Annotated in this window: 32 protein-coding genes and 1 pseudogene; 1 reads left to right on the forward strand and 32 read right to left on the reverse strand. The window is 31.1% G+C overall.

Annotated elements, in window-relative coordinates; translation table 11 throughout:
• Positions 1-2: 2 nt before the first annotated feature.
• On the forward strand, positions 3-623 hold the full coding sequence (gene lipB / locus AMN84_RS03885; RefSeq protein WP_218836774.1) for a lipoyl(octanoyl) transferase LipB: 621 nt from the start codon (positions 3-5) through the stop codon (positions 621-623).
• On the opposite strand, the gene AMN84_RS03890 is transcribed toward lipB, so the two are convergent.
• From AMN84_RS03890 to AMN84_RS04045, 32 genes and pseudogenes are all read right to left on the reverse strand, one after another.
• The gene (locus tag AMN84_RS03890; RefSeq protein WP_075483550.1) at positions 604-1,521 is read right to left on the reverse strand and encodes an RluA family pseudouridine synthase; all 918 of its coding nucleotides are present in this window, start codon (positions 1,519-1,521) and stop codon (positions 604-606) included. The genes lipB and AMN84_RS03890 overlap by 20 nt on opposite strands.
• Before the next feature lie 8 nt (positions 1,522-1,529).
• On the reverse strand, positions 1,530-1,970 hold the full coding sequence (gene rplQ, locus AMN84_RS03895; RefSeq protein WP_075483552.1) for a 50S ribosomal protein L17: 441 nt from the start codon (positions 1,968-1,970) through the stop codon (positions 1,530-1,532).
• Positions 1,971-1,972: 2 nt separating this feature from the next.
• Entirely contained in the window at positions 1,973-3,001 is a 1,029-nt protein-coding gene (locus AMN84_RS03900) for a DNA-directed RNA polymerase subunit alpha (RefSeq protein ID WP_075483554.1), read from the reverse strand.
• Positions 3,001-3,447 carry a 30S ribosomal protein S11 gene (gene rpsK, locus AMN84_RS03905; protein WP_075483556.1) on the reverse strand — a complete coding sequence of 149 codons (447 nt, stop codon included), beginning with the start codon at positions 3,445-3,447 and terminating at the stop codon, positions 3,001-3,003. Before rpsK ends, AMN84_RS03900 begins: the two co-directional genes overlap by 1 nt.
• 6 nt (positions 3,448-3,453) lie before the next feature.
• A complete protein-coding gene (gene rpsM / locus AMN84_RS03910) occupies positions 3,454-3,837 on the reverse strand; it encodes a 30S ribosomal protein S13 (protein ID WP_075483558.1) in 384 nt (127 codons plus the stop codon).
• A gap of 54 nt (positions 3,838-3,891) precedes the next feature.
• On the reverse strand, positions 3,892-4,455 hold the full coding sequence (locus AMN84_RS03915) for an adenylate kinase (RefSeq protein WP_075483560.1): 564 nt from the start codon (positions 4,453-4,455) through the stop codon (positions 3,892-3,894).
• 2 nt (positions 4,456-4,457) lie between these two features.
• On the reverse strand, positions 4,458-5,738 hold the full coding sequence (gene secY / locus AMN84_RS03920) for a preprotein translocase subunit SecY (protein ID WP_075483562.1): 1,281 nt from the start codon (positions 5,736-5,738) through the stop codon (positions 4,458-4,460).
• A gap of 10 nt (positions 5,739-5,748) precedes the next feature.
• Complete coding sequence (gene rplO / locus AMN84_RS03925) at positions 5,749-6,204, reverse strand: 50S ribosomal protein L15 (RefSeq protein ID WP_075483564.1); 456 nt, start codon at positions 6,202-6,204, stop codon at positions 5,749-5,751.
• Complete coding sequence (gene rpsE, locus AMN84_RS03930; RefSeq protein ID WP_075483566.1) at positions 6,204-6,704, reverse strand: 30S ribosomal protein S5; 501 nt, start codon at positions 6,702-6,704, stop codon at positions 6,204-6,206. Before rpsE ends, rplO begins: the two co-directional genes overlap by 1 nt.
• 1 nt (position 6,705) lies before the next feature.
• Complete coding sequence (rplR, locus tag AMN84_RS03935; RefSeq protein WP_075483567.1) at positions 6,706-7,062, reverse strand: 50S ribosomal protein L18; 357 nt, start codon at positions 7,060-7,062, stop codon at positions 6,706-6,708.
• Entirely contained in the window at positions 7,062-7,601 is a 540-nt protein-coding gene (gene rplF / locus AMN84_RS03940; RefSeq protein ID WP_075483568.1) for a 50S ribosomal protein L6, read from the reverse strand. The genes rplR and rplF overlap by 1 nt, the downstream gene beginning before the upstream one ends.
• The gene (gene rpsH, locus AMN84_RS03945) at positions 7,601-7,996 is read right to left on the reverse strand and encodes a 30S ribosomal protein S8 (protein ID WP_075483571.1); all 396 of its coding nucleotides are present in this window, start codon (positions 7,994-7,996) and stop codon (positions 7,601-7,603) included. The genes rplF and rpsH overlap by 1 nt, the downstream gene beginning before the upstream one ends.
• 13 nt (positions 7,997-8,009) lie before the next feature.
• The gene (gene rpsN / locus AMN84_RS03950; protein ID WP_075483573.1) at positions 8,010-8,315 is read right to left on the reverse strand and encodes a 30S ribosomal protein S14; all 306 of its coding nucleotides are present in this window, start codon (positions 8,313-8,315) and stop codon (positions 8,010-8,012) included.
• Positions 8,315-8,869 carry a 50S ribosomal protein L5 gene (gene rplE / locus AMN84_RS03955; protein WP_075483575.1) on the reverse strand — a complete coding sequence of 185 codons (555 nt, stop codon included), beginning with the start codon at positions 8,867-8,869 and terminating at the stop codon, positions 8,315-8,317. Before rplE ends, rpsN begins: the two co-directional genes overlap by 1 nt.
• Positions 8,866-9,108 (reverse strand): KOW motif-containing protein, encoded by a 243-nt coding sequence (locus AMN84_RS03960; protein WP_075483577.1) that lies wholly within the window; start codon positions 9,106-9,108, stop codon positions 8,866-8,868. The genes rplE and AMN84_RS03960 overlap by 4 nt, the downstream gene beginning before the upstream one ends.
• Positions 9,109-9,477 (reverse strand): 50S ribosomal protein L14, encoded by a 369-nt coding sequence (rplN, locus tag AMN84_RS03965; RefSeq protein WP_075483579.1) that lies wholly within the window; start codon positions 9,475-9,477, stop codon positions 9,109-9,111.
• Complete coding sequence (gene rpsQ / locus AMN84_RS03970) at positions 9,474-9,710, reverse strand: 30S ribosomal protein S17 (protein ID WP_075483581.1); 237 nt, start codon at positions 9,708-9,710, stop codon at positions 9,474-9,476. Before rpsQ ends, rplN begins: the two co-directional genes overlap by 4 nt.
• Positions 9,703-9,894, reverse strand: coding sequence for a 50S ribosomal protein L29 (gene rpmC, locus AMN84_RS03975; RefSeq protein WP_075483583.1), 192 nt, complete (start codon positions 9,892-9,894; stop codon positions 9,703-9,705). Before rpmC ends, rpsQ begins: the two co-directional genes overlap by 8 nt.
• Positions 9,894-10,304 carry a 50S ribosomal protein L16 gene (gene rplP, locus AMN84_RS03980; RefSeq protein WP_075483585.1) on the reverse strand — a complete coding sequence of 137 codons (411 nt, stop codon included), beginning with the start codon at positions 10,302-10,304 and terminating at the stop codon, positions 9,894-9,896. Before rplP ends, rpmC begins: the two co-directional genes overlap by 1 nt.
• A gap of 2 nt (positions 10,305-10,306) precedes the next feature.
• On the reverse strand, positions 10,307-10,966 hold the full coding sequence (gene rpsC / locus AMN84_RS03985) for a 30S ribosomal protein S3 (RefSeq protein WP_075483587.1): 660 nt from the start codon (positions 10,964-10,966) through the stop codon (positions 10,307-10,309).
• Positions 10,950-11,351 (reverse strand): 50S ribosomal protein L22, encoded by a 402-nt coding sequence (rplV, locus tag AMN84_RS03990; protein WP_075483589.1) that lies wholly within the window; start codon positions 11,349-11,351, stop codon positions 10,950-10,952. Before rplV ends, rpsC begins: the two co-directional genes overlap by 17 nt.
• Positions 11,348-11,653, reverse strand: a complete 306-nt coding sequence (gene rpsS / locus AMN84_RS03995; RefSeq protein ID WP_075483592.1) for a 30S ribosomal protein S19 — start codon at positions 11,651-11,653, stop codon at positions 11,348-11,350. The genes rplV and rpsS overlap by 4 nt, the downstream gene beginning before the upstream one ends.
• Before the next feature lies 1 nt (position 11,654).
• Positions 11,655-12,488 (reverse strand): 50S ribosomal protein L2, encoded by an 834-nt coding sequence (gene rplB / locus AMN84_RS04000; protein WP_075483594.1) that lies wholly within the window; start codon positions 12,486-12,488, stop codon positions 11,655-11,657.
• 1 nt (position 12,489) lies between these two features.
• Complete coding sequence (rplW, locus tag AMN84_RS04005) at positions 12,490-12,783, reverse strand: 50S ribosomal protein L23 (protein ID WP_075483596.1); 294 nt, start codon at positions 12,781-12,783, stop codon at positions 12,490-12,492.
• Positions 12,783-13,406, reverse strand: a complete 624-nt coding sequence (rplD, locus tag AMN84_RS04010; protein WP_075483598.1) for a 50S ribosomal protein L4 — start codon at positions 13,404-13,406, stop codon at positions 12,783-12,785. Before rplD ends, rplW begins: the two co-directional genes overlap by 1 nt.
• The gene (rplC, locus tag AMN84_RS04015) at positions 13,407-14,117 is read right to left on the reverse strand and encodes a 50S ribosomal protein L3 (protein ID WP_075483608.1); all 711 of its coding nucleotides are present in this window, start codon (positions 14,115-14,117) and stop codon (positions 13,407-13,409) included. It lies immediately after the preceding gene.
• Positions 14,117-14,425, reverse strand: a complete 309-nt coding sequence (rpsJ, locus tag AMN84_RS04020; protein ID WP_075483612.1) for a 30S ribosomal protein S10 — start codon at positions 14,423-14,425, stop codon at positions 14,117-14,119. The genes rplC and rpsJ overlap by 1 nt, the downstream gene beginning before the upstream one ends.
• Positions 14,418-16,502 (reverse strand): elongation factor G, encoded by a 2,085-nt coding sequence (fusA, locus tag AMN84_RS04025; RefSeq protein WP_075483600.1) that lies wholly within the window; start codon positions 16,500-16,502, stop codon positions 14,418-14,420. Before fusA ends, rpsJ begins: the two co-directional genes overlap by 8 nt.
• Positions 16,503-16,508: 6 nt before the next feature.
• Positions 16,509-16,979 carry a 30S ribosomal protein S7 gene (gene rpsG / locus AMN84_RS04030; RefSeq protein WP_075483602.1) on the reverse strand — a complete coding sequence of 157 codons (471 nt, stop codon included), beginning with the start codon at positions 16,977-16,979 and terminating at the stop codon, positions 16,509-16,511.
• Between the two features lie 2 nt (positions 16,980-16,981).
• A complete protein-coding gene (rpsL, locus tag AMN84_RS04035; RefSeq protein ID WP_075483604.1) occupies positions 16,982-17,353 on the reverse strand; it encodes a 30S ribosomal protein S12 in 372 nt (123 codons plus the stop codon).
• Between the two features lie 150 nt (positions 17,354-17,503).
• The gene (rpoC, locus tag AMN84_RS04040) at positions 17,504-21,673 is read right to left on the reverse strand and encodes a DNA-directed RNA polymerase subunit beta' (protein ID WP_075483606.1); all 4,170 of its coding nucleotides are present in this window, start codon (positions 21,671-21,673) and stop codon (positions 17,504-17,506) included.
• A gap of 2 nt (positions 21,674-21,675) precedes the next feature.
• A pseudogene (locus AMN84_RS04045) lies at positions 21,676-23,048 on the reverse strand (DNA-directed RNA polymerase subunit beta); the annotation flags it as partial.

A 23,048-nucleotide genomic window follows, 5' to 3' on the forward strand; every position in this document is an offset into this window, starting at 1 on the left:
AAATTCTTATGGAGATTAAAATATCAAAAAAACCAGTAAAATATGAGAAAGCTATTGAATTTCTTGATGAAAGAGTTCATCAAGTTTATGAGAATATAAATGACGAATTAATTTGGTTTTTAGAACACAAATCTGTTTATACATCTGGTGTAAATTTCAACCAAAAAGACGTTTTAGATAAAAAAATAAAAATAATTAAAACAAATAGAGGTGGAAAAATTACATGGCATGGTCCTGGACAGTTGATATGCTATTTTGTTCTAGACATCTCTAAGAGAAAAAAAGACATAAGAAAATTTATAACAGCCATTGAAAATTCCATTATAGAGACCTTAAAAAATTTTAAGATAAACTCTTTCAGTGATAGAAAAAATATCGGTATTTGGGTTTTAGATAAAAAAGAAGAAAAAAAAATTGCTGCAATAGGTTTTCGTGTAAAAAAATGGATTGCTTTCCATGGATTTTCATTAAACCTATCAAATAATTTGAATAATTATAAAAAAATAGTTCCGTGTGGTATTTCAGACAAGGGTATTTCTAAGGTTGATAGTTTTAAAAAAATATCAAAAAGTAAAGTTATTAACGAACTTAAAATAAATCTAATTAAAAATTTAAGATATTAAGTTTTTTTTTATTTAGATACTTTTTAAAGGCTTCAGGTGGACTTGTTTTATAAGAAAATTTTTTATTATTGATATAAAATTTTAGAGAATAAGCATGGAGCATTAAATCTTTATCACTTTTAATTTTTTTATTCGATACAATATATTTTTTGTCTCCCACAATTGGATTATCAATCAAAGCTAACTGTTTTCTTAGTTGGTGCTTCCTTCCTGTTACCGGTTTCAGTTCAAGAAATGATGTTGAGTCGGTTTCAGAAAGAACCCTATAATAAGTTATGGCTTTCTCAATTTTTTTTTTGTTATTTTCAAATGTAATAAGTTCGTTGTTAAATTCACCTTTTTTTTTATCTATGTGACCATGACACACAGCTAAATAAGTTTTATGAATTTTTCTTAGTCTAAATAAGGTTGTCAATAATCTTGCTGAATTATGATTTTTAGAAATTATCATTATACCTGATGTTTCCTTATCTAATCTATGAACTGGGAATGGCTTTGTATCTTTAAAAAATTCACTAGATGCAAGAATATCAATTAAGTTTTTTTTTGATTTTGTTCCGCCTTGAACCGGTACACCTGGACTTTTGTCTATTACGATAAAGTCATCATTATTTTCCAATATTCTGTTTTCATGAACTTTTAGAAGTTTAGAAGATGGAGAAAATTTTTTGTTTGTTTCTTTACTTTTTTTAACTTCAAAAGTAAAATTAAAAAACTTAATTTTGTCTCCTGTTTTTAATTTATAGGAACTGTTTACTTTTTTAATATTAACTTTAATTTTACCTTTTCTTAAAGATTTCTCGATTAATGATTGTGGTAAAGAAGCTATATTGTTTCTTATCCACCTATCTATACGCATTCCTGAATAAATTTCCTTAATAGTGTAGGACTTATTCATTATTTAGTTTATGCAGTAGCTGATTTTTTTTCTTCTGTCTTTGCAGGTTTATCTTGTGATTTTTTTTTTTTAAATTTTCTTTTTGCTTCAACGTCTCTATCAACGAATTCTATTACAGCTAATGGTGCATTATCACCATATCTAAATCCAGCTTTTACAATTCTTGTGTATCCTCCAGATCTTTTTTCGTATCTTTTTGATAAAGTTTTTATAACTTTATTTGCATTAGTTTTGTCCTGAAGTTGAGATACTAATCTCCTTGTATTTTGCAGATTTTTTTTCTTGCCTAAAGTTATTATTTTATCAGCTTGTGGCTTCAACACTTTTGCTTTAGGTAAAGTAGTAATTATTTGCTCGTATTTAATTAAATTATTAAGCATATTCTTTATTAACGCTTTTCTATGCTCAGATGTTCTATTAAGTTTTTTATAACCCAATCTATGTCTCATTATTAAATGCTTTCCTCTAACTTTTTAGATAATTCAGCTATATTGTCAGGTGGCCAATTAGGTATTTCCATACCTAAATAAAGCGACATGCCATTTAAAACTTCCTTAATCTCGTTTAGCGATTTTCTTCCGAAGTTTGGTGTTCTTAACATTTCTCCTTCTGACTTTTGAACTAAATCTCCAATATAAATAATATTATCATTTTTTAGACAGTTCATTGACCTTACAGAAAGCTCTAATTCGTCAACTTTTCTTAATAAGTTTTTGTTAAATTCTGGTTCACTTGGTTTTTCAGTAATAGTAACTTCTTGAGGTTCATCAAAATTAACAAACATTCCTAATTGATCTTGAAAAATTCTAGCTGAATAAGCTAATGCATCTTCTGCTGAGATAGAACCATTAGTTTCTATTTCCATAGTTAATTTGTCATAATCTAAAGCTTTGCCCTCTCTAGCAGTGCTAACAGAATATGAAACTTTTTTAACTGGACTAAAAAGTGAGTCTATAGGTATAAGACCTAATGGTGGTTCATCTGGTTTGTTTAGTTCAGCAGGCACATAACCTTTTCCATTACCTATTGTCATCTCCATATGGAAATTTGTATTTTCATCTAAATTACAAATTACCAAATCTGGGTTTAAAATTTCTATTTCATTAATTTTTGTTATATCTGATGCTTTAATGACGCCTGGGCCTTTTGCATCAAGCACTAATTTTTTTGAGCCTTCAGAAGTGCTTTTTAATGCTAAAGATTTTACATTAAGAACAATATCAGTTACATCTTCTCTTACTCCTTTAATAGAAGTAAACTCATGAAGTACTCCATCAATTTGAATTGCTGTTACAGCAGTACCTCTTATTGAAGACAACAAGATCCTTCTTAACGAGTTACCTAAAGTTAAACCATAACCTTTTTCAAGTGGTTCAGCGACAATTTTTGCGTATGATTTATCATCATTTAAATTAATATCCAATTTTCCAGGTTTAATTAATGATTTCCAATTTTTTAAATTTACATTAGCCGTTTCCATTAAACTCTCCTTTTTTTTGGTGGTCTTGTTCCATTATGAGGCATCGGTGTTGTATCCTTGATAGATAAAATTTTAAAACCTCTTGCTTGTAATGCACGCAAGGCTGTTTCTCTCCCTGAGCCTGGTCCTTTGATTTCAACTGTTAAAGTTTTCATACCATACTCTAAAGCTTTTGATGCAGCTGAGTCTGCTGCTATTTGTGCTGCGTAAGGTGTTGATTTTCTAGAACCCTTAAAACCCTTTTGTCCTGCAGATGCCCAAGATACAACATTACCTTGTGTATCAGCTATTGATACAATTGTATTATTAAACGTTGACTGAACATAAGCTATTCCATTTACTATGTTCTTTTTAACTTTTTTCTTTTTAGAGTAAGAACTTTTTTTAACTGATTTTACTTCTGATTTTTCATCAACTTTTTTTTCTACTTTTTTCTTATCAGCCATTTCAAACTACTTTTTTAATGGTGTTAATTTTTTACCTGCGATTGCAATTGCTTTACCTTTTCTTGTTCTAGCATTGCATCTGGTTCTTTGTCCTCTAACAGGTAGCTTTTTTTTATGTCGAAAACCTCTATAACATGCAAGATCAATCAATCTTTTAATACTCATTGAATTTTCTCTTCTTAAATCTCCCTCAACTGTAAAGTGCTGGTCAATATACTCTCTAATTTTTAGAATTTGGTCATCAGTTAGTTCATTAACTCTTTTTGATTTTGGTATTTCTAATTCTTTACAGATTTGTTTAGAGCACTTATCCCCTATACCATGAATATATGTAAGTCCAATCTGCACGATTTTATTTTGTGGGATATTTACACCTGCAATTCGAGCCATAATTTGAGATAAAATTTAGCCTTTTATATAAGATGAAAATTTAAAGTCAACTTTTTATAACTTTAAAAAGCCCTTAATTTGCTTGTTTATTTGATCAATTTCTTGGTTTCCATCAAGCTTATAAAAGTTTTGTTTAGATGAATAATAATCTAATACTGGTGAGGTAGTTTTTAAATAAGTATCATATCTTTTAAGAATTGTATCTAGATCATCATCACTCCTTTTCTCTTCAACTTTCCTTTTTTCAATTCTTTTAACTATGGTTTCTTTATTTACGTTTAAAAAGAAAATAAAATCAATTTGTTGTTTAGACTCTGTTAACAATAAATCTAAATTTTTTGCTTGTTGAATAGTTCTAGGATAACCATCAAAAATTAATTTTCCCTTTTTTGAGGGGTTAAAAACTATTTTTTTCATAAGGTTATTAACAATTTCATCCTCAACAAATTTACCTTCATTCATATAATTTATAATTTTTTTTCCAATTTCTGTGTCTTTTTTAATTTCATCCCTCAACATATCTCCTGTTGAAACTTGAAAATTATTTAATGTTTTAACGAGATATTTTGCTTGAGTGCCTTTGCCAGCACCTGGGGGTCCGAATAAAATTATATTCACTTCTATCTTCCAAATTTGGTTTTTTTAATAAGCTGTTCGTACTGCGCACTCATTAATCTTGTCTGGATTTGGGTTACTGTATCTATTGCTACTACTACGACAATTAAGACTGAAGCTCCACCTAAATAGAAAGGTATAGGATAGTTAGCTATTAAAAATTCTGGCATTAAACAAACTAATGTTAAATATAATGCTCCGATAGTTGTGAGTCTTGTTAAAATTTCTTCTATATATCTAGCGGTGCTTTCGCCTGGTCTTATCCCTGGTACAAAGCCACCATATTTTCTTAAATTCTCAGCAGTTTCATCGGGATTGAATACAAGTGATGTGTAAAAAAAAGTGAAAAAGATTATTCCTGAGGCATATAAAATCATATACAGAGGCTGGCCTTGTGAAAAGAAAGATAAAAAAGTTGATACGTTGTCATTCTCAGTAATATTAAAATTTGTAAGAGTGGCAGGTAACAACAATATAGCCGAAGCAAAAATAGCTGGAATTACACCTGCTGTATTTATTTTTAAAGGAAGATGAGAAGAATCTCCCCCATACATCTTATTGCCCATTTGTCTCTTTGGATAGTTTATTAATATTTTTCTTAAAGCTCTTTCCATAAAAACAATGAACATTATGGTAGCTATTAATAAAATGAAAATAAAAATTATCATTGTTGATGATATAGCTCCTGTTCTACCTAATTCGAAAGTAGTAACTAATGCTCTAGGTATTTCTGCAACAATACCAGAAAAGATAATTAATGAAATTCCATTTCCTATTCCTCTTTGAGTGATTTGTTCACCTAACCACATTAAAAAAATTGTACCAGCTACAATAGTTGTCACAGTAGTAAGTTTGAAAAATATACCTGGATTAATAACCAAATTTTCTGATGACTCCAAGCCAACAGACAAACCATAACCTTGGATGGTTGCTAAAAGTACTGTTCCATATCTTGTAATTTGTGTAATTTTTTGTCTTCCAATAGTCCCCTGACTTTTTAAATTTTTAAAATAATCAGAAACCCCTGTGAGTAATTGCACTATAATTGAAGATGAGATGTAAGGCATTATTCCTAAAGCAAAAATTGCCATACGGCTTACTGCACCACCTGCAAAAACATTAAACATGCCAAGTAAACCTTTTTGATTTCCCTCCATCATAATTTTCAACTGATCAGGGTCTATCCCAGGCAAAGGAACAAATGTTCCAAATCTGTAAATTGCTAGAATGAATATAGTAAAAATTATACGATTTCTTAAATCGTTATTTTGTGTCATTGTACTCATATGATATTATTTATTTGCTCTCTAAAATTTTAATTGTTGAGCCGTTCTTCGAAAGTTTTTCTTTTGCTGAATTAGATAAAAAATGAACTTCTAAATTTAACTTATTTTTGATTTCACCTTGACCAAGTATCTTTATTTTTTCATATTTTTTTTTTATAATTTTTGTACTTTTTAAAAATTTTATATCTATTTTGTCAGATGATTTTATTCTTTTTGACTCTATAAGCAGTTGTAAATCACTTAAGTTTAATTTCCCTATTTTGCTTTTATTGAATGAATTAAAACCTCTTTTAGGCAATCTTCTATATAAAGGCATCTGACCACCTTCGAAACTTTTAATTGCAACACCAGATCTTGATTTTTGACCCTTAACACCTCTGCCAGAAGTTTTACCTTTTCCAGATCCAATACCCCTTCCAACTCTGATTTTTTTAGTTTTCAATTTAGTTAAACCATTAAGCATCATTATCCTCTTTTTTCTATTATTTCTGAGATTTTCTTATTTCTTATAATTGATATTTGTTTTGGAGAATTTTGTTTTTTTAAAGCTTTAAGACATGCTCTAATAACATTGTGGGGATTTGCAGTTCCTAGTGATTTAGCAACAATGTCTTTTATACCTAGTACTTCACAAACAGCTCTAACAGGTCCGCCAGCAATAATACCTGTTCCTTTTGGTGCTGCTCTCATTTTGATTTTTCCAGCACCGTCTTTACCAGAAACATCATGATGAATAGTTCTTCCCTCTCTCAAAGGTATTTGGATTAAATTTCTTCTAGCCATTTCATTTGCTTTTTTTATAGCATCAGGAACTTGTTTTGATTTTGCATGCGCAATACCAATTTTTCCACTCTGATTTCCAACAACCACTAATGCAGAAAAACCAAATCTTCTACCACCCTTAACTACTTTTGTAATTCTATTTACGTGAACAAGTTTTTCTATAAATTCATTTTCTTTTGACATACTAAAATTCCATTCCGTTTTTTCTTAATGTTTCAGCAAAAATCTTTACTCTTCCGTGGTACTTGAATTGCCCTCTATCAAAATAAATTTTCTTGATATTTTTTTCTACTGCTTTTTTAGCCAATTTCTCAGCAACCAGTTTTGAAAGTTCAATTTTATTTACCTTATTTGCAGATTTCATACCTTTTTCATTAGATGAAGCAGACAGAATAGTTTTACTATTTGCATCATCAATTATTTGTGCAGATATATTTTTTAAACTTCTAGATACGCTTAATCTGAAACGATCATTTTTAGAATTACCCTTAAGTTTATTTCGAACTCTGAATTTTTTTCTCTGTAAAGTGCTTAATTTCATTATTTCTTTTTACCCTCTTTCCTTAAAATATATTGACCTTTTTCTTTAATTCCTTTTCCTTTATAGGGTTCGGGTGGTCTAAAGGATTTAATCTTTGATGCAATCATACCAACTTTTTGTTTATCAACACCTGATATTTTTATAGTTGTTTGTTTCTCAACTAAAATTTTTACATCTTCAGGAATATCAAAATTAATATCATGACTAAAACCTAGTTGAAGATTCAATTGTTTTCCTTTTAATGCCGCTCTGTAACCTACGCCGCTTAGCTCAAGTACTTTTTCAAAACCCACACTAGTTCCTATTATTGCATTGTTAATAAGACTTCTATTCATTCCCCATAATCTTTTAGTATCATCGTCTAGTTTCTTTGGTTTAATTGAAACATTTTTGCCATCATCGATTTTAAAATCAAACATTTCTAAATTAATTTTTAATTTTTGTTTACCTAAAGGACCTTCTATATTTATATCTGATCCTGCTAAAGCGACTTTGACTTTATCTGGAATATTAATACTTATTTTACCAATTTTAGACATTAAAATACCTTACAAATTATTTCGCCACCAACTTTTTGTTTTCTTGCATCTATATCTGTCATGACACCTTTTGGCGTCGATATAATTGCAATTCCTAGACCATTATTAATTTTTGGTAAACTTTGTGCGCTAGAAAAAACTCTTCTACCCGGTTTTGATACTCTTTCGATTACACTTATTACTGGAGATCCTGAATTATACTTAAGATCAATAATTAAAACTTGTTTGTTGTCATTTTTATCCACATTAAACCCATTGATATAACCTTCATTTTTTAAAACATCTGCAATCTTCATCTTAAAATTTGATGAAGGCATTTCTACTTTTTTATGATTTCTTAATTGCGAGTTTTTTATTCTCGCTAGCATATCTCCTATAGGATCTGTTAAACTCATATAATTTTCCTTTCTACCAACTTGATTTTATCATACCAGGAATTTTACCCTGAAGACCTAGTTGTCTAAGAGCTATTCTTGATATTCTTAATTTTCTGTAGACACCATGCGGCCTACCGGTTATTTCGCATCTATTTCTTACTCTAGTCTTTGCCGAATTTCTTGGTAACTTTGATAATTTTTGTTGAGCTTTAAACCTTTCCTCTAAAGGTAATTTTTTATTCATTATAATCAGTTTTAGTTTTTTTCTTTTTGCATAAAATCTGTCTGATAATTTTCTTCTTCTATTATTTTTATTTATTGAACTAAGTTTTGCCATTAGTTACTCCTTTCTTCTCTAAATGGAAAATTAAATCTCTTTAATAATTCTAAACTATGTTCTTTAGAATTTGATTTAATTACTACTGTAATATCTAAACCTCTTATTTTATCTACCTTGTCAAAATTTACTTCAGGAAATATTATATGCTCCTTTACACCAAAGGTGAAATTACCAAACTTGTCGAAGCCTTTAGAAGAAAGTCCTCTAAAATCTTTTATTCTTGGAAGCGCAATGTTTACAAGTCTATCTATAAATTCATACATTTTATTTTTTCGTAAAGTAACCTTCAGTCCAGCTTTCGTATCTTTACGTGTTTTAAAATTTGAAATAGATTTTTTAAATTTCGTTGAAACTGGTTTTTGTCCTGCAATTTTAGCTAAATCCTCTTCGCAAGATTTAAATATTTTTGAGTCATTTCCATCTATTCCTAGACCCATATTTAAAACGACTTTTTCAAATTTAGGTGCCATATTAAGATTTCTAAAACCATATTTTTCTTTAAGCATGGTTTTAACTTCCTTGTGATAAAGTGTTTTTAATCTTGGTATCATTTTTTAGCTACCTTTTTTTTTTCTTTTTTTTCATCTAACTTGAGATTTGATAAATGAACAAAATTTTCTTTATCAACTATTCCACCTTTTCTTTCTTTTGTTGTTTTAAGATGTTTTTTTATCATGTTTATTCCTTTAATCTTTGCTCTATTCCTCTTTCTATCTAATTCTATAATCTCACCTGTTTTGTTTTTATCTTTTCCAACAAGCACTTTGACATTTGAGCCTTTCTTGATCATTTATATTACCTCTGGAGCTAATGATATTATTTTCATTTGCCCTCTACTTCTTAATTCTCTTGTAACAGGTCCAAAAATTCTAGTGCCTATAGGTTCACCTTTGTCATCTGTCAAAACAGCTGCATTATTATCGAATCTAACTTTTGATCCATCATCTCTGTGAATTCCTTTTTTAACTCTTACAACTACAGCTTTATGAACTGAACCTTTTTTTACTTTGCCTTTAGGGATAGCTTCCTTTACAGCAACAACAATTGTGTCACCAATGCTTGCGTACCTTCTTTTTGAGCCTCCAAGTACTTTAATACACTCTATTTTTTTCGCACCTGTATTATCTGCTACAAATAGTTCGGTTTGCACCTGTATCATTTATTATCTCCCAACACTTCAAATTTTTTTGTTTTTGAGTAAGGTCTACATTCAATTATCTTCACCTTATCTCCATTTTTAAATTTATTATTTTCATCATGTGCACTAAATTTTTTTCTTACTTTTACTACTTTTTTTAAAGTTGGATGTTGATATTTTCTTTCAACCATAACTGTTATTGTCTTATTTGGTTTATCACTAACTACAATTCCATTTAATATTTTTTTAGGCATTTTTATTCCTTCCAATTAATGTTTTCATTCTTGAAATATCTTTTTTAGTTTGAGATATCTTCGACGGATTTGTAAGTTGTCCATTTGTTTTTTGGAATCTCAAATTAAACAAATCTTTTTTAAGTTTATCTAAATTTTTTACTGCTTGATCCTTAGTAAATTTCTTTATTTCATTTTTCTTCATTATGAGATCCTTCTTATGAACTTGGTTTTAATTGGAAGTTTTGCAGAAGCTTTATATAGAGCTTCTTTTGCTATTTGTTCAGATACACCATCTACTTCAAATAAAATTCTACCTGGTTTGACTCTACATGCCCAGAATTCTGGTGAACCTTTACCCTTTCCCATTCTAACTTCAGTTGGTTTTTTTGAAACGGGTATATTTGGAAAAACTCTTGTCCAAACTCTACCTTGTCTTTTCATATGTCTTGTTAAAGCGACTCTGGCCGCCTCTATTTGTTTTGAAATCACTCTTTCTGGCTGCAATGCTTTTAGTCCAAAAGAACCATAATTCATTTTATTACATCTAGACTCATTTCCATGGATACGACCTTTATGGGCTTTTCTAAATTTTGTTCTAGTTGGTTGTAGCATAGTTATCTCTTATTTGTTTCCTGACTAAATTCTTTCGTAAAAATTTCACCTTTATATATCCAAACTTTAATACCAATAATTCCATACGTGGTCAAAGCTTCAGCTTCTGCATAATCAATGTCAGCCCGTAGAGTATGGGAAGGTATACTTCCATCTCTTAGCCATTCTGTTCTTGCAATTTCATTTCCACCTAGTCTCCCACTTACAGATACTTTTATACCCTTTGCTCCTAATCTTAATGCTGACTGCATAGCTCTCTTCATAGCTCTTCTATACGAAATTCTTTTAACCAATTGTTGAGATATATTTTCAGCTACTAAATAACTGTTTGTCTCTGGTTTTTTTACTTCTTTAATATTAAGATTTACCTCATTTGTAGTTAGTCTAGATAATTTTTCTTTGATCTTTTCAATATCACTTCCCTTTTTACCGATTACAAAACCAGGTCTTGAGGTATAAATTGTTACAAAACATTTTTTTGAAGTTCTTTCTATCATCACTTTTGAAACTCCGGAGTTAATGACGTTTTTTTTAATGTATTCTCTTATTTTAAAGTCTTCGATTAAAAATTTACCGAAATCCTTTTTTTTAGCATACCAAACTGAATCCCATCCTCTATTAACTCCTAGTCTTAAACCTACTGGATTAACCTTTTGTCCCATCTTTAGCCTCTTTTTTTTGTAATTTTTCCGATAATATAATAGTTAAATTTGAATATGGTTTTAAGATTGGAGCTGCTCTTCCTTTTGCTCTTGGTCTAAATCTTTTCATAGTGATTTGTTTACCGCAGTAAGCCTCTTTAACAAAAAGTTTATCAATATCATATTGAAAGTTGTTCTCTGCATTAGCAATAGCTGAAGATAAAGTCTTTTTGATATCCTTACAAATTCTTTTATTTGAAAAATCAAGATCTCTGATCGCTAAGTCAACTTTTTTTCCAACAATACCTTTTAAAATTGGATTAAGCTTTCTGGTACTAGATCTAATATTTTTATTTACTGACCTTACTAAATTTATTTCTTTATTATCTTTTTTACTCATTTTCATTTCTTCTCTGCAGGTTTAGTTTCTTCAGCCTTGGCTTTTTTATCGGCTGGAGTATGACCAAAAAATTGTCTTGTCGGTGCAAATTCTCCAAATTTATGGCCAACCATATCTTCAGATACAGTAAGTGGAATAAACTTTTTACCATTATAAATTAAAAAACTTAAACCAACAAAATCTGGAATTATCGTTGATTTTCTTGACCAAGTTTTAATAGGCTTTTTACCAGACTCATTTTTTTGTTTTTCAGCCTTTTTAATTAAGCTTTCTTCAACAAATGGACCTTTCCAAACTGATCTAGTCATTTTAACCTTTCTTTTTCTTTCTTCTTCGAATTATAAATTTATCTGTTCTTTTATTATCTCTTGTTTTCAAACCTTTTGCAGATTGACCTTTTCTAGAGACAGGATGTCTACCACCTGCAGATTTACCTTCACCACCACCATGAGGGTGATCAACTGGGTTCATAACGACACCTCTTGTGTGGGGTCTTCTACCAAGCCACCTTGATCTACCAGCTTTACCAATCTTAATATTTTTTTGATCAGGGTTTGAAAGAACTCCAATAGTGGCCATTGCTCTAGAGTCAATTCTTCTAACCTCTCCTGATGCCATCTTAATAATTGAATAACTCCCATCATTACCTGAAATAGAAACAGACGTTCCTGCTGATCTCGCAATTTTTCCGCCACCACCAGGATTAATTTCTACATTATGTATATCAATACCAACAGGTATTTCAGATAATGGTAAGCAATTTCCTACTTTGATTTCAGAATTTGGTCCATTTGAGATTTTATCACCAACCTTAATTTCTTGAGGCGCTAAATAGTAATATCTCTCACCATCAGGAAATTTAACTAACATTATGTGACATGATCTGTTAGGATCGTATTCAATTCTTTCTACCTCAGCTTTTTCACCAAATTTTTTTCTATAAAAATCAACATTCCTATATTTTTGCTTATGTCCGCCACCAACATTTCTAGCTGTTATCCTTCCAAGATTATTTCTTCCACTTGATGAATTTTTTACTGATGTAAGAGGCTTAAATGGTTTGCCTTTCCAAAGATTTTTTCTATCAACAAGAATAGTTCCTCTTACAGATTTAGTATACGGTTTGAATGTTTTTAATGCCATTTTATATTCCTGTCGTTAGATCAATAGATTGACCTTTTTTTAATGTAATCACTGCTTTTTTGTAACCTTTAACTCTACTGTTTCTGCCTCTGGTAAATTTCAGAATAGATTTTTTGTTAATAATATTCACTTTTACTACGTTCACTTTAAATAATTTTTCAATATTTTTCTTTAAAGTTTTTTTGTTAGCGTCATCCCTTACTTTAAAAACAACTTTATTTTGAGAAGACATATTTGATGACTTTTCAGTTATAACAGGTGATATTATTGTGTCGTATAAATTTACTTTGCTCATTAATTGTACCTTTTTTCCAATTCTTTTACCGATGTTTCTGTAAAAATAATTTTTTTGAATTTCATAATATCGTATGCACTGAAATGAGCTATGTCTGTACATTTTACATTAGGAATATTTTTTGTAGCCCTAAATATTTTATCTTTAGAATTTTTATCTAAAATCAAAATTGAGTTCTTAGCATCAAACTTTTTCAAAATTTTGTCCATTTCTTTTGTTTTTTTTATCTCTTTAGAAAAGTCGTCAAAAACAATTACCTCTTTGAGTTTTAATTTTTTTGATAAAATAGAGCTGATACTCTGTCTTTTTTCATTTTTGTTTAATTTTCTAGTTTTATAACTATTTCTTCCTTTTGGACCATGAGCTATACCACCTCCTACGAAAATTGGAGCTTTTCTACTTGCGTGTCTTGCATTACCTGTTCCTTTTTGTGCGTAGATTTTTGAAGTAGATCCAATAATTTCATTCTTTTGTTTTGTTTTGGAGCTCCTTCCTTTGTAATTAGCGTTAGTCTTATAAATAACGGAGCTGATTAATTTCTCATTGATTTTTGAAGAAAAAATTGAATCTTTAACTTCAACTGAGCTTTTTTTTCCTTCAAGATTTAGTTTTTCAATTTTCATTTATTTTTTCTTCTTTTCTGGAACTTTTTTTAATTTTTCCATTTTCTCAATTTTTTCTGACATTGTAAGTTTTCTAATATTCTTAACTGATTGTTTAACTAGAACTTCAGTATTTCTTGAACCAGGAATTGATCCTTTTAAATATATAATATCATTTTCTAAATCAGTTTTGATAATTTCAATATTTTGTTTAGTTCTCATTTTGCTTCCCATATGGCCTGCCATTTTCTTTCCTTTAAAAACTTTACCCGGATCTTGGTTTTGACCAGTTGAACCATGCGCTCTATGAGAAATTGAAACACCATGTGATGCTCTTAGACCTCCAAAATTATGTCTTTTCATTGCTCCAGCAAATCCTTTACCAATTGTTTTTGAACGAACATCAACAAATTTTGCATCTTTAAAAATCTCTATTCCAAGTTCGTTACCTTCTTTGTAATTATCTAACTTAGATACCCTAAATTCTTTTAAAACTTTTTTAGGTTCAGTATTTTTTTTAGAGAAAAAACCTTTCATTTGTTTTGAAAGTTTTGAATTTTTTATTTTTCCAAAACCAACTTGAACAGCATTATAACCTCTTTTATCTTTTGAAATTAGTTGAATTATTCTTCCTTTATCAATTTTTACAGCTGTAACAGGCACCGACTGACCAGATTTATAAAATTCCCTCGTCATACCAATTTTCTTTCCGATAAGTCCAATTTCTTGAATCATATTTTAATCTCCACATCTACACCTGAAGCTAAGTCTAGTTTCATCAAAGCTTCGACAGTTTGTGGTGTTGGTTCTATAATATCTATTAATCTTTTGTGAGTTCTTGTTTCAAATTGCTCCCTACTTTTTTTATCAATGTGAGGAGATCTTAAAACAGTATATCTTTCTATTTTTGTTGGTAAAGGGATAGGTCCCTTAATGTTTGCACCAGTTCTTTTAACTGTGTTAACTATCTCTTCAGTTGATTGATCTAAAACTTTATTGTCGTATGCTCTTAATTTAATTCTAATATTTTGTTTATCCATTTGAACCTGTCTTTTTTGTAACTTCATCTTGAACATTTTGTGGAACTTTGTCGTAATGGTCGAAGAACATTGAGTATTGTGCTCTGCCTTGAGACATAGATCTTAGTGCATTTATATATCCAAACATATTTGCCAATGGAACCATAGCTGTGATTACTGTAGCGTTACCTCTCTGCTCCTGAGTGTTTATCTGTCCTCGTCTACTATTAAGATCGCCTATCACATCACCCATATAATCCTCAGGTGTTACTACTTCCACTCTCATAATTGGTTCAAGTAATTTTAAAGTTGCTCTGTTGCAAGCTTCTTTAAAACATTGTCTTGAAGCTAATTCAAAAGCTAAAACGCTTGAATCGACATCGTGGTGTAATCCATCTAGAATTGTTACTTTGTAATCAATAATTGGAAATCCAGCTAATATTCCGCTGTCAGAGACACTTTCAATTCCTTTTTCAACGCCTGGTATAAATTCTTTTGGAATAGCTCCACCTTTAATTTTACTTTCTACTTCTCTTCCTTTGCCAGGTTCTAAAGGTTCAATTGAAAGTTTTACTCTAGCAAATTGACCAGCACCACCACTTTGTTTTTTATGTGTATAATCAAATTCTGACTGTTTAAGTATTGTTTCCCTATATGCTACTTGAGGAGCACCAACATTTGCCTCTACTTTAAATTCTCTCTTCATTCTATCAACAATTATATCTAGATGGAGTTCTCCCATTCCTTTAATAATTGTTTGTCCAGACTCTTCATCAGAAGTAACTCTAAAGGATGGATCCTCTTTTGCTAATCTACCTAAAGCCTCCCCCATTTTTTCTTGGTCACCTTTAGTTTTAGGTTCAACAGCAATCTCAATAACTGGATCAGGAAATTCCATGGGCTCTAATAAAACTGGACTTTCCTCATTAGCTAAAGTGTGCCCAGTAATAGTATATTTTAAGCCAGCTAGTGCTACAATATCACCGGCATTAGCCTCTTTTATATCCTCTCTAGAGTTTGCGTGCATTAAAAGCATTCTTCCGACTCTTTCTTCCTTATCTTTTGAGGTGTTATAAATTCCGGTACCTGATTTAACTGTTCCTGAATAAATTCTTATAAATGTTAAAGATCCAACAAATGGATCATTTGCAACTTTAAAAGCAAGAGCTGAAAAAGGAGCATTGTCTTCAAACTTCATTTCAACAACATCATCTGATCCAGGCTTTGTTCCTTTAATTGAGCCAATATCTTCTGGGCTTGGTAAATAGTCAACTACAGCATCCAGTAATGGTTGAACCCCTTTATTCTTAAATGCAGATCCAGTTAGAACTGGAACAAAGTCAAAATTTAGACATCCTTTTCTTACACATTTAATTAAATCTTCGTTTTTAATTTGATCACCGTTTAAATAACTTTCCATTAGTTTCTCATCTTGCTCGACAGCTGACTCTACAAGTTCTTGTCTATATTTTTCACAAATCTCTTTTAAATCCTCTGGAATTTCTTTTTCTTCCCAAGCGGCTCCTAAATCCTCGTTTTTCCATACAATTGCTTTCATCTTTACTAAATCAACAACACCTTGTAATGATGACTCAATTCCAATAGGAATTTGCATGACCATGGGTTTAGCCCCTAATCTATCTTTTATCATGTCAACACATCTAAAGAAATCAGCGCCAGTTCTATCTAATTTGTTTACAAAACAAATTCTTGGAACTTTATATTTATCAGCTTGTCTCCATACTGTTTCAGACTGTGGCTCTACTCCAGCTACACCATCGAAAACCGCTACAGCTCCATCTAATACTTTTAATGATCTTTCTACTTCAATTGTAAAATCAACGTGTCCTGGTGTATCGATAATATTAATTCGATGATCTCTCCAAAAACATGTTGTAGCAGCTGAGGTAATTGTAATACCTCTTTCTTGCTCTTGTTCCATCCAGTCCATAGTTGCAGCACCATCGTGAACTTCTCCAATCTTATGACTCTTGCCAGTATAATAAAGAATTCTCTCAGTTGTAGTTGTTTTACCAGCATCAATGTGTGCCATGATACCAATGTTTCTATACATATTTAATTTATGAGTTCTAGGCATATTTTCTTACCATCTAAAATGAGCAAAGGCTTTATTTGACTCTGCCATTTTATGTGTATCCTCTTTCTTTTTAATTGCTGAACCTCTATTTTGATAAGCATCAAAAATTTCATTAAAAATTTTATCAGACATTTTTTTATCTTTTCTTTTTCTTGAAGCATCTATTAACCATCTAATTGCAAGTGCTTGCGATCTTTTTGCTTTTACTTCTACGGGGACTTGATAGGTAGCACCACCAACTCTCCTCGATCTTACTTCTACAGTTGGTTTAATATTGCTAATTGCTTGGTTAAAAACTGTAATTGGTTCGTCTTTTGATTTAGATTTAATTTTATCTATTGCATCGTAGACAATTTTTTCGGCAATGGTTTTTTTACCATCATACATTAATGAATTTATTAGTTTTGGAATAATTATTGATTTGTATTTTGGGTCAACAACATTAAGTTTTTTAGGAGCGCTTTTTTTTCTAGACATTTTTACTTACCTTTTTTTGCTCCGTATTTAGATCTTTGTTGTTTTCTACCCGTTACACCTTGGGTATCTAGATTACCTCTTAATATATGATATCGAACTCCTGGTAAGTCTTTAACTCTGCCACCTCTTATTAAAACAACTGAGTGTTCTTGAAGATTGTGACCTTCACCAGGGATATAAGAAGTTACTTCGTGACCATTTGAAAGCCTTACCCTAGCAACTTTTCTTAAGGCTGAGTTAGGTTTTTTTGGTGTAGTTGTATAAACTTTAACACAAACACCTCTCTTCTGTGGAGATTTCTCTAATGCAGGGACTCTGTCCCGTGCCTTAGGTTTAACTCTTTTTTTTCTTAACAATTGGTTAATTGTTGGCATAATAATTTTATTTTGGAAGAAATACTCTAGTGACCTATGTATGGTAGCGTTTAGTGCTACAAGGGCACTACATTCCAACCAAAATTCTTGGTGAAAATACTACAGTTTTGTGATTTGTCAAACTAAAACAATTAATTTAATGCGAAATTACTATTGATTTACAGGGGTTTCAGGCTGTTCAATCTTTTCTTTTTCAGCAATGAATTTTTGATCGTCATCAAGAGCTTTTTTATTCCACTTGTTCTTAATTGAGCCTGTTCCAGCAGGTACTAACCTACCAACAATTACATTTTCTTTTAACCCAACTAATGTATCAACTTTACCTCTGATAGCTGCGTCAGTAAGAACACGCGTTGTCTCCTGGAATGAAGCTGCAGATATAAAGGAATCTGTTTGTAATGATGCCTTGGTAATACCCATTAGAACTCTTTCACCAACTGCTGGCTTCTTTCCATCTTTTTTAAGTTGCTCATTAAGACTATCAAATTTGAACCTATCTATAATTTCACCGGGAAGCAGGTCTGAGTCTCCAGAAGTTTTGATCTCAACTTTTTTTAACATCTGTCTCAAGATAGTTTCTATATGTTTGTCATTTATTATAACTCCCTGTAATCTATAAACTTCTTGTACTTGGTTAACAAAATATTCAGTAAGTTCCTCAATACCCAATATCCTCAAGATATCATGTGGCAAAGGTTGGCCATCTAACAAGTATTCTCCTTTTTTAATTTCTTCACCTTGGTTGAAGTTAATGTGTTTTCCTTTCGGAATTAAATAATTTGAACTTTCACCATTTGACGAAACAATTGAAACTCTTTGTTTGCCACGAACTTCTTTACCAAAAATTACTTTACCATTGTTTTCTGCGATAATGGCACTGTCTTTTGCTTTACGTGCTTCAAAAAGTTCTGCCACTCTAGGTAAACCTCCAGTAATGTCTTTAGTTTTAGATGTCTCTTTAGGTAAACGTGCAATAACATCACCAGCAAAAATTTTCTGTCCATCTTGGACAGATAGAATTGAGTCGGCTACTAAATAATATCTCGCTTCGTTATCATCAGCTTTTTTAATAACATTTCCCTTATCATCCCTTAAAGTAATTCTAGGTTTTAAATCTGTATTTTTTGATTGAGATCTCCAGTCAATAACTGATTTTGAGGAAATACCAGTAGTGTCATCAAGAGTTTCAGACAAAGATACTCCATCGATTAAATCTACAAAATTTACTATTCCACTTTTTTCAGCAATAACTGGTGTTGTATAAGGATCCCATTCACATATTTTAGAATTTTTCTTTACCTTCTCTCCATTTTTAAAAAATAGTTTAGATCCATAAGGAACTTTATAAATTGCAATTTGTACACCTTTATCATCCTCTAAACTTATTTGAGTATTTCTACCCATTACTATTAAATTTTTCTTTGAATCCTCTAGCAAATTTGTATTGATTATTTTTAGAACCCCATCACTTTTACTCACTATTTGAGAGTCTTGTTTTATTGATGCTGTTCCTCCAACGTGAAAGGTTCTCATTGTTAATTGGGTCCCTGGTTCACCTATTGACTGTGCAGATATCATGCCAATTGCCTCTCCAACGTTTACCATTTTACCTCGAGAAAGATCCCGACCGTAACACATTGCACAAACACCCTCTTTAGATCCACAGGTAATAACAGAAAATACTTTTATAGATTTTACTCCTGCTGCATCAATTTTTTCACAGTCTGTCTCATCAATCATATGACCTTTTTTGATAACTATTTCACCTGATATTGGGTTTTTTACATCTGAAGCTACCACTCTCCCTAGGGCTCTTTCTGATAAACTTACAATTATATTTCCACCTTCAATAATTTCTGACAGTGTTATACTTCCTCGGCTTTTGCAATCACAATCTTTTTTAGTTACCGTTAAATCTTGAGCGACATCACATAATCGTCTTGTTAGATAACCTGAGTTAGCAGTTTTTAGTGCAGTATCTGCCAATCCTTTTCTGGCACCATGAGTAGAATTAAAGTATTCAAGAGCCGTAAGACCCTCTTTAAAATTAGATGTAATTGGTGACTCAATAATTTCACCTGAAGGTTTTGCAATTAAACCTCTCATACCAGCTAATTGTTTCATTTGAGCAGCAGAACCTCTTGCGCCAGAGTCAGCCATCATGAAGACAGAATTTATATCTAATCCTTTATCAGATTTATTCGTTGCAGATATCCCCTTCATCATTTCGGATGCAACTTTATCAGTGCATTTAGACCAAGCATCAACAACTTTATTATACTTTTCACCTCTAGTAATAAGTCCTTCAGAATACTGGTTTTCATAATCTTTGATTAATTGTTTTGTTTCATCGATTAATTGCTCTTTATTGTCCGGTATAATTAAGTCATCTTTACCAAAAGAAATACCTGCTTTAAATGCATGTTTAAATCCTAAATCTTTTAATCTATCACAGAAAATAACGGTGCTTTTCTGACCAGTGTATCTAAAAACAAAATCAATTATTTCAGAAACAACCTTTTTAGGTAAAACTCTATCAATTAGAGAAAATTTAATATCTTTATTTTTCGGCAGGAGATTTGCCAACAAAAATCTACCAGCTGTACTAGTATGTTTTTCAAAAATTTGATTACCTTTTTCATCAACTGTTTCAAATCTAGATATAATTCTTGAGTGTATTTTTATTTTTCCAGACTCTAAGCCTTGTTCTATTTCAGAATTATCTACAAAATAACCTTCAATTTTCTTCTCTTGATATGGTGGAAGAGATAAATAATAGATTCCAAGTATCATGTCTTGGCTAGGAACTATTATTGGCTTACCGTTTGATGGACTTAGAATATTATTTGTTGACATCATTAAAACTCTAGCTTCAAGTTGAGCCTCTAAACTTAACGGAATATGTACAGCCATTTGGTCTCCATCAAAATCTGCATTAAATGCCGCACAGGTTAGAGGATGTAACTCAATTGCATCTCCCTCTATTAATTTAGGTTCAAAAGCCTGAACACCTAGTCTATGAAGTGTTGGCGCTCTATTAAGTATAACTGGATGTTCTCTAACAATAACTTCTAAAGCATCCCACACAGCGTTGGTTTCTTTTTCTACTAGTTTCTTTGCTTGTTTAATTGTTGAAGCTAAACCAAGTTTATTAAGTCTAGCATATAGAAAAGGTTTGAATAATTCTAAAGCCATTTTTTTGGGCAAACCACATTCATGAAGTTTAAGATCTGGCCCAACTACTATTACTGATCTACCTGAATAATCTACCCTTTTACCTAAAAGGTTCTGTCTAAATCTCCCTTGTTTACCTTTAAGCATTTCTGCAAGTGATTTAAGTGGACGTTTGCCTGTACCAGTAATTACTCTTCCTCTTCTTCCATTGTCAAAGAGCGCATCAACAGACTCTTGTAACATTCTCTTCTCATTTCTAACGATTATATCAGGAGCCTTTAAATCCATTAATCTTTTTAGTCGATTATTTCTATTAATTACTCTTCTGTATAAATCATTCAAATCTGAAGTAGCAAATCTACCTCCATCTAATGGTACTAAAGGTCTAAGCTCTGGTGGTATTACTGGTACAACTGTTAATATCATCCATTCAGGTTTATTTCCTGTTTTGATAAATGAATCAATTAATTTTAATCTTTTAATTGATCTTTCTTCTGAAACTTTAGATTTTGTTTCATTAATATTTTTTACAAGAATTTCTCTTTCGTGTTCTAGGTTTATATTTTTTAATATTTCTAATATAGCCTCTGCTCCAATACCTGCTGTAAAAGATTCATCCCCGTATTCATTTTGGTATTTTAACAGTTCATCTTCCGACAATAATTGGTTCTTTTTTAAACCAGTAAGGCCAGGTTCAATTACAATAAAGTTCTCGAAATAAAGAACTCTTTCAACTTCTTTTAATTTCATATCAATTGCTAAAGAAATTCTGCTTGGTAATGATTTAAGGAACCAAATGTGAGCTACAGGTGTTGCAAGATTAATATGTCCCATCCTCTCACGTCTGACATTTGATTTTGTAACTTCAACACCGCATTTTTCACATATAATTCCTCTAAACTTCATTCTCTTATATTTACCACACAAACATTCGTAATCTTTGATTGGTCCAAAAATTCTTGCACAGAATAGACCATCCTTTTCTGGTCTAAATGTTCTATAGTTAATCGTTTCAGGTTTTTTTATTTCACCATATGTCCATGATTTAATTTTTTCAGGGCTTGCTAATGAAATTTTAATACTATTAAAATTCTGCGAGTCTGATATTTCGGTGCTTTTAAATAAATCTTTAAGTTCTTTTTTCATAATTAGTTAAGTTCAACATTTAATGCTAAAGATTTAATCTCTTTAACCAATACGTTAAATGACTCAGGAATACCTGACTCAAAATTTTCCTCACCTTTAACAATTGTTTCATATACTTTTACTCTTCCGGCAACATCATCGGATTTGACTGTGAGAATTTCTTGAAGTGTATAGGATGCTCCGTATGCTTCCAGTGCCCAGACTTCCATTTCACCAAACCTTTGACCACCTAATTGGGCTTTACCTCCTAGCGGTTGTTGTGTTACCAAGCTATATGGTCCTGTCGATCTTGCATGAATTTTATCCTCGACAAGGTGATGCAGTTTCAACATATATATAGTTCCAACAGTTACATCTCGATCAAATTTTTCTCCAGTTCTACCATCCCATAAGGGTGTTTGGCCAGTCTTTGGTAATTCTGCCAAACCAAGCATCTCTGTTACATCTTTTTCTTTAGCACCATCAAAAACAGGAGTTGAAATAGGGACACCACTCATTAAGTTTTCACATAAATCAGAAAATTCATTTTTAGTCAATTTTTCAATTGAATTTTCTAAAATTTCTTTTCCATAAACAGATTTAAGAAACTCTTTTATTTTTTGAGACATTTCTAATTTTTTTTGGTTTTCATTAATTAAATTTTTCAACTTATCGCCAAGCTCTGTACAAGCCCAGCCTAAATGTGTCTCTAAAATTTGACCTACATTCATTCTGCTCGGTACACCAAGGGGGTTTAATACTATGTCGACAGGTTTTCCATTTTCCCTATAAGGCATGTCTTCTACAGGTACAATTTTACTCACTACGCCTTTATTACCATGTCTCCCTGACATTTTATCTCCAGGTCTTAATCTTCTTTTTATTGCAACAAAAACTTTAACCATTTTCATTACACTAGGTAATAAGTCATCACCTTGTCTTATCTTAAGAACTTTATCCTCAAACCTTTCTTTAATATCCTGGCTTGCATTCTGATATTGTTCTCTCAATTTTTCCAATATTTCATTTTTACTGGAATCTTTAATATTCATTTTAAAAATTTCAGATATTGGAACTTCATTTATATTGCTCTGATCTAATATATCGCCCTGGTTTAAATTTTTAATTTTTTTGGAAATTTGTGTCCCTGATAAAATTTGAGCTGCTCTTTGTTTTATACTTCTTTCTAAAATTTCTTCCTCAACCAACTTATCTTGTTGAACTAAGTCAATTTCAGCCCTTTCAATTGTGATTGATCTCTCGTCTTTTTCTATTCCATGTCGATTAAAAACTCTAACATCGACCACTATTCCACCACTACCACTTGGCATTTTTAGAGATGTATCTGTAACATCAATTGCTTTCTCACCAAAAATTGATCTCAATAATTTTTCTT

The organism is Candidatus Pelagibacter communis (assembly GCF_001180105.1).
Lineage (GTDB): Bacteria > Pseudomonadota > Alphaproteobacteria > Pelagibacterales > Pelagibacteraceae > Pelagibacter > Pelagibacter ubique_K.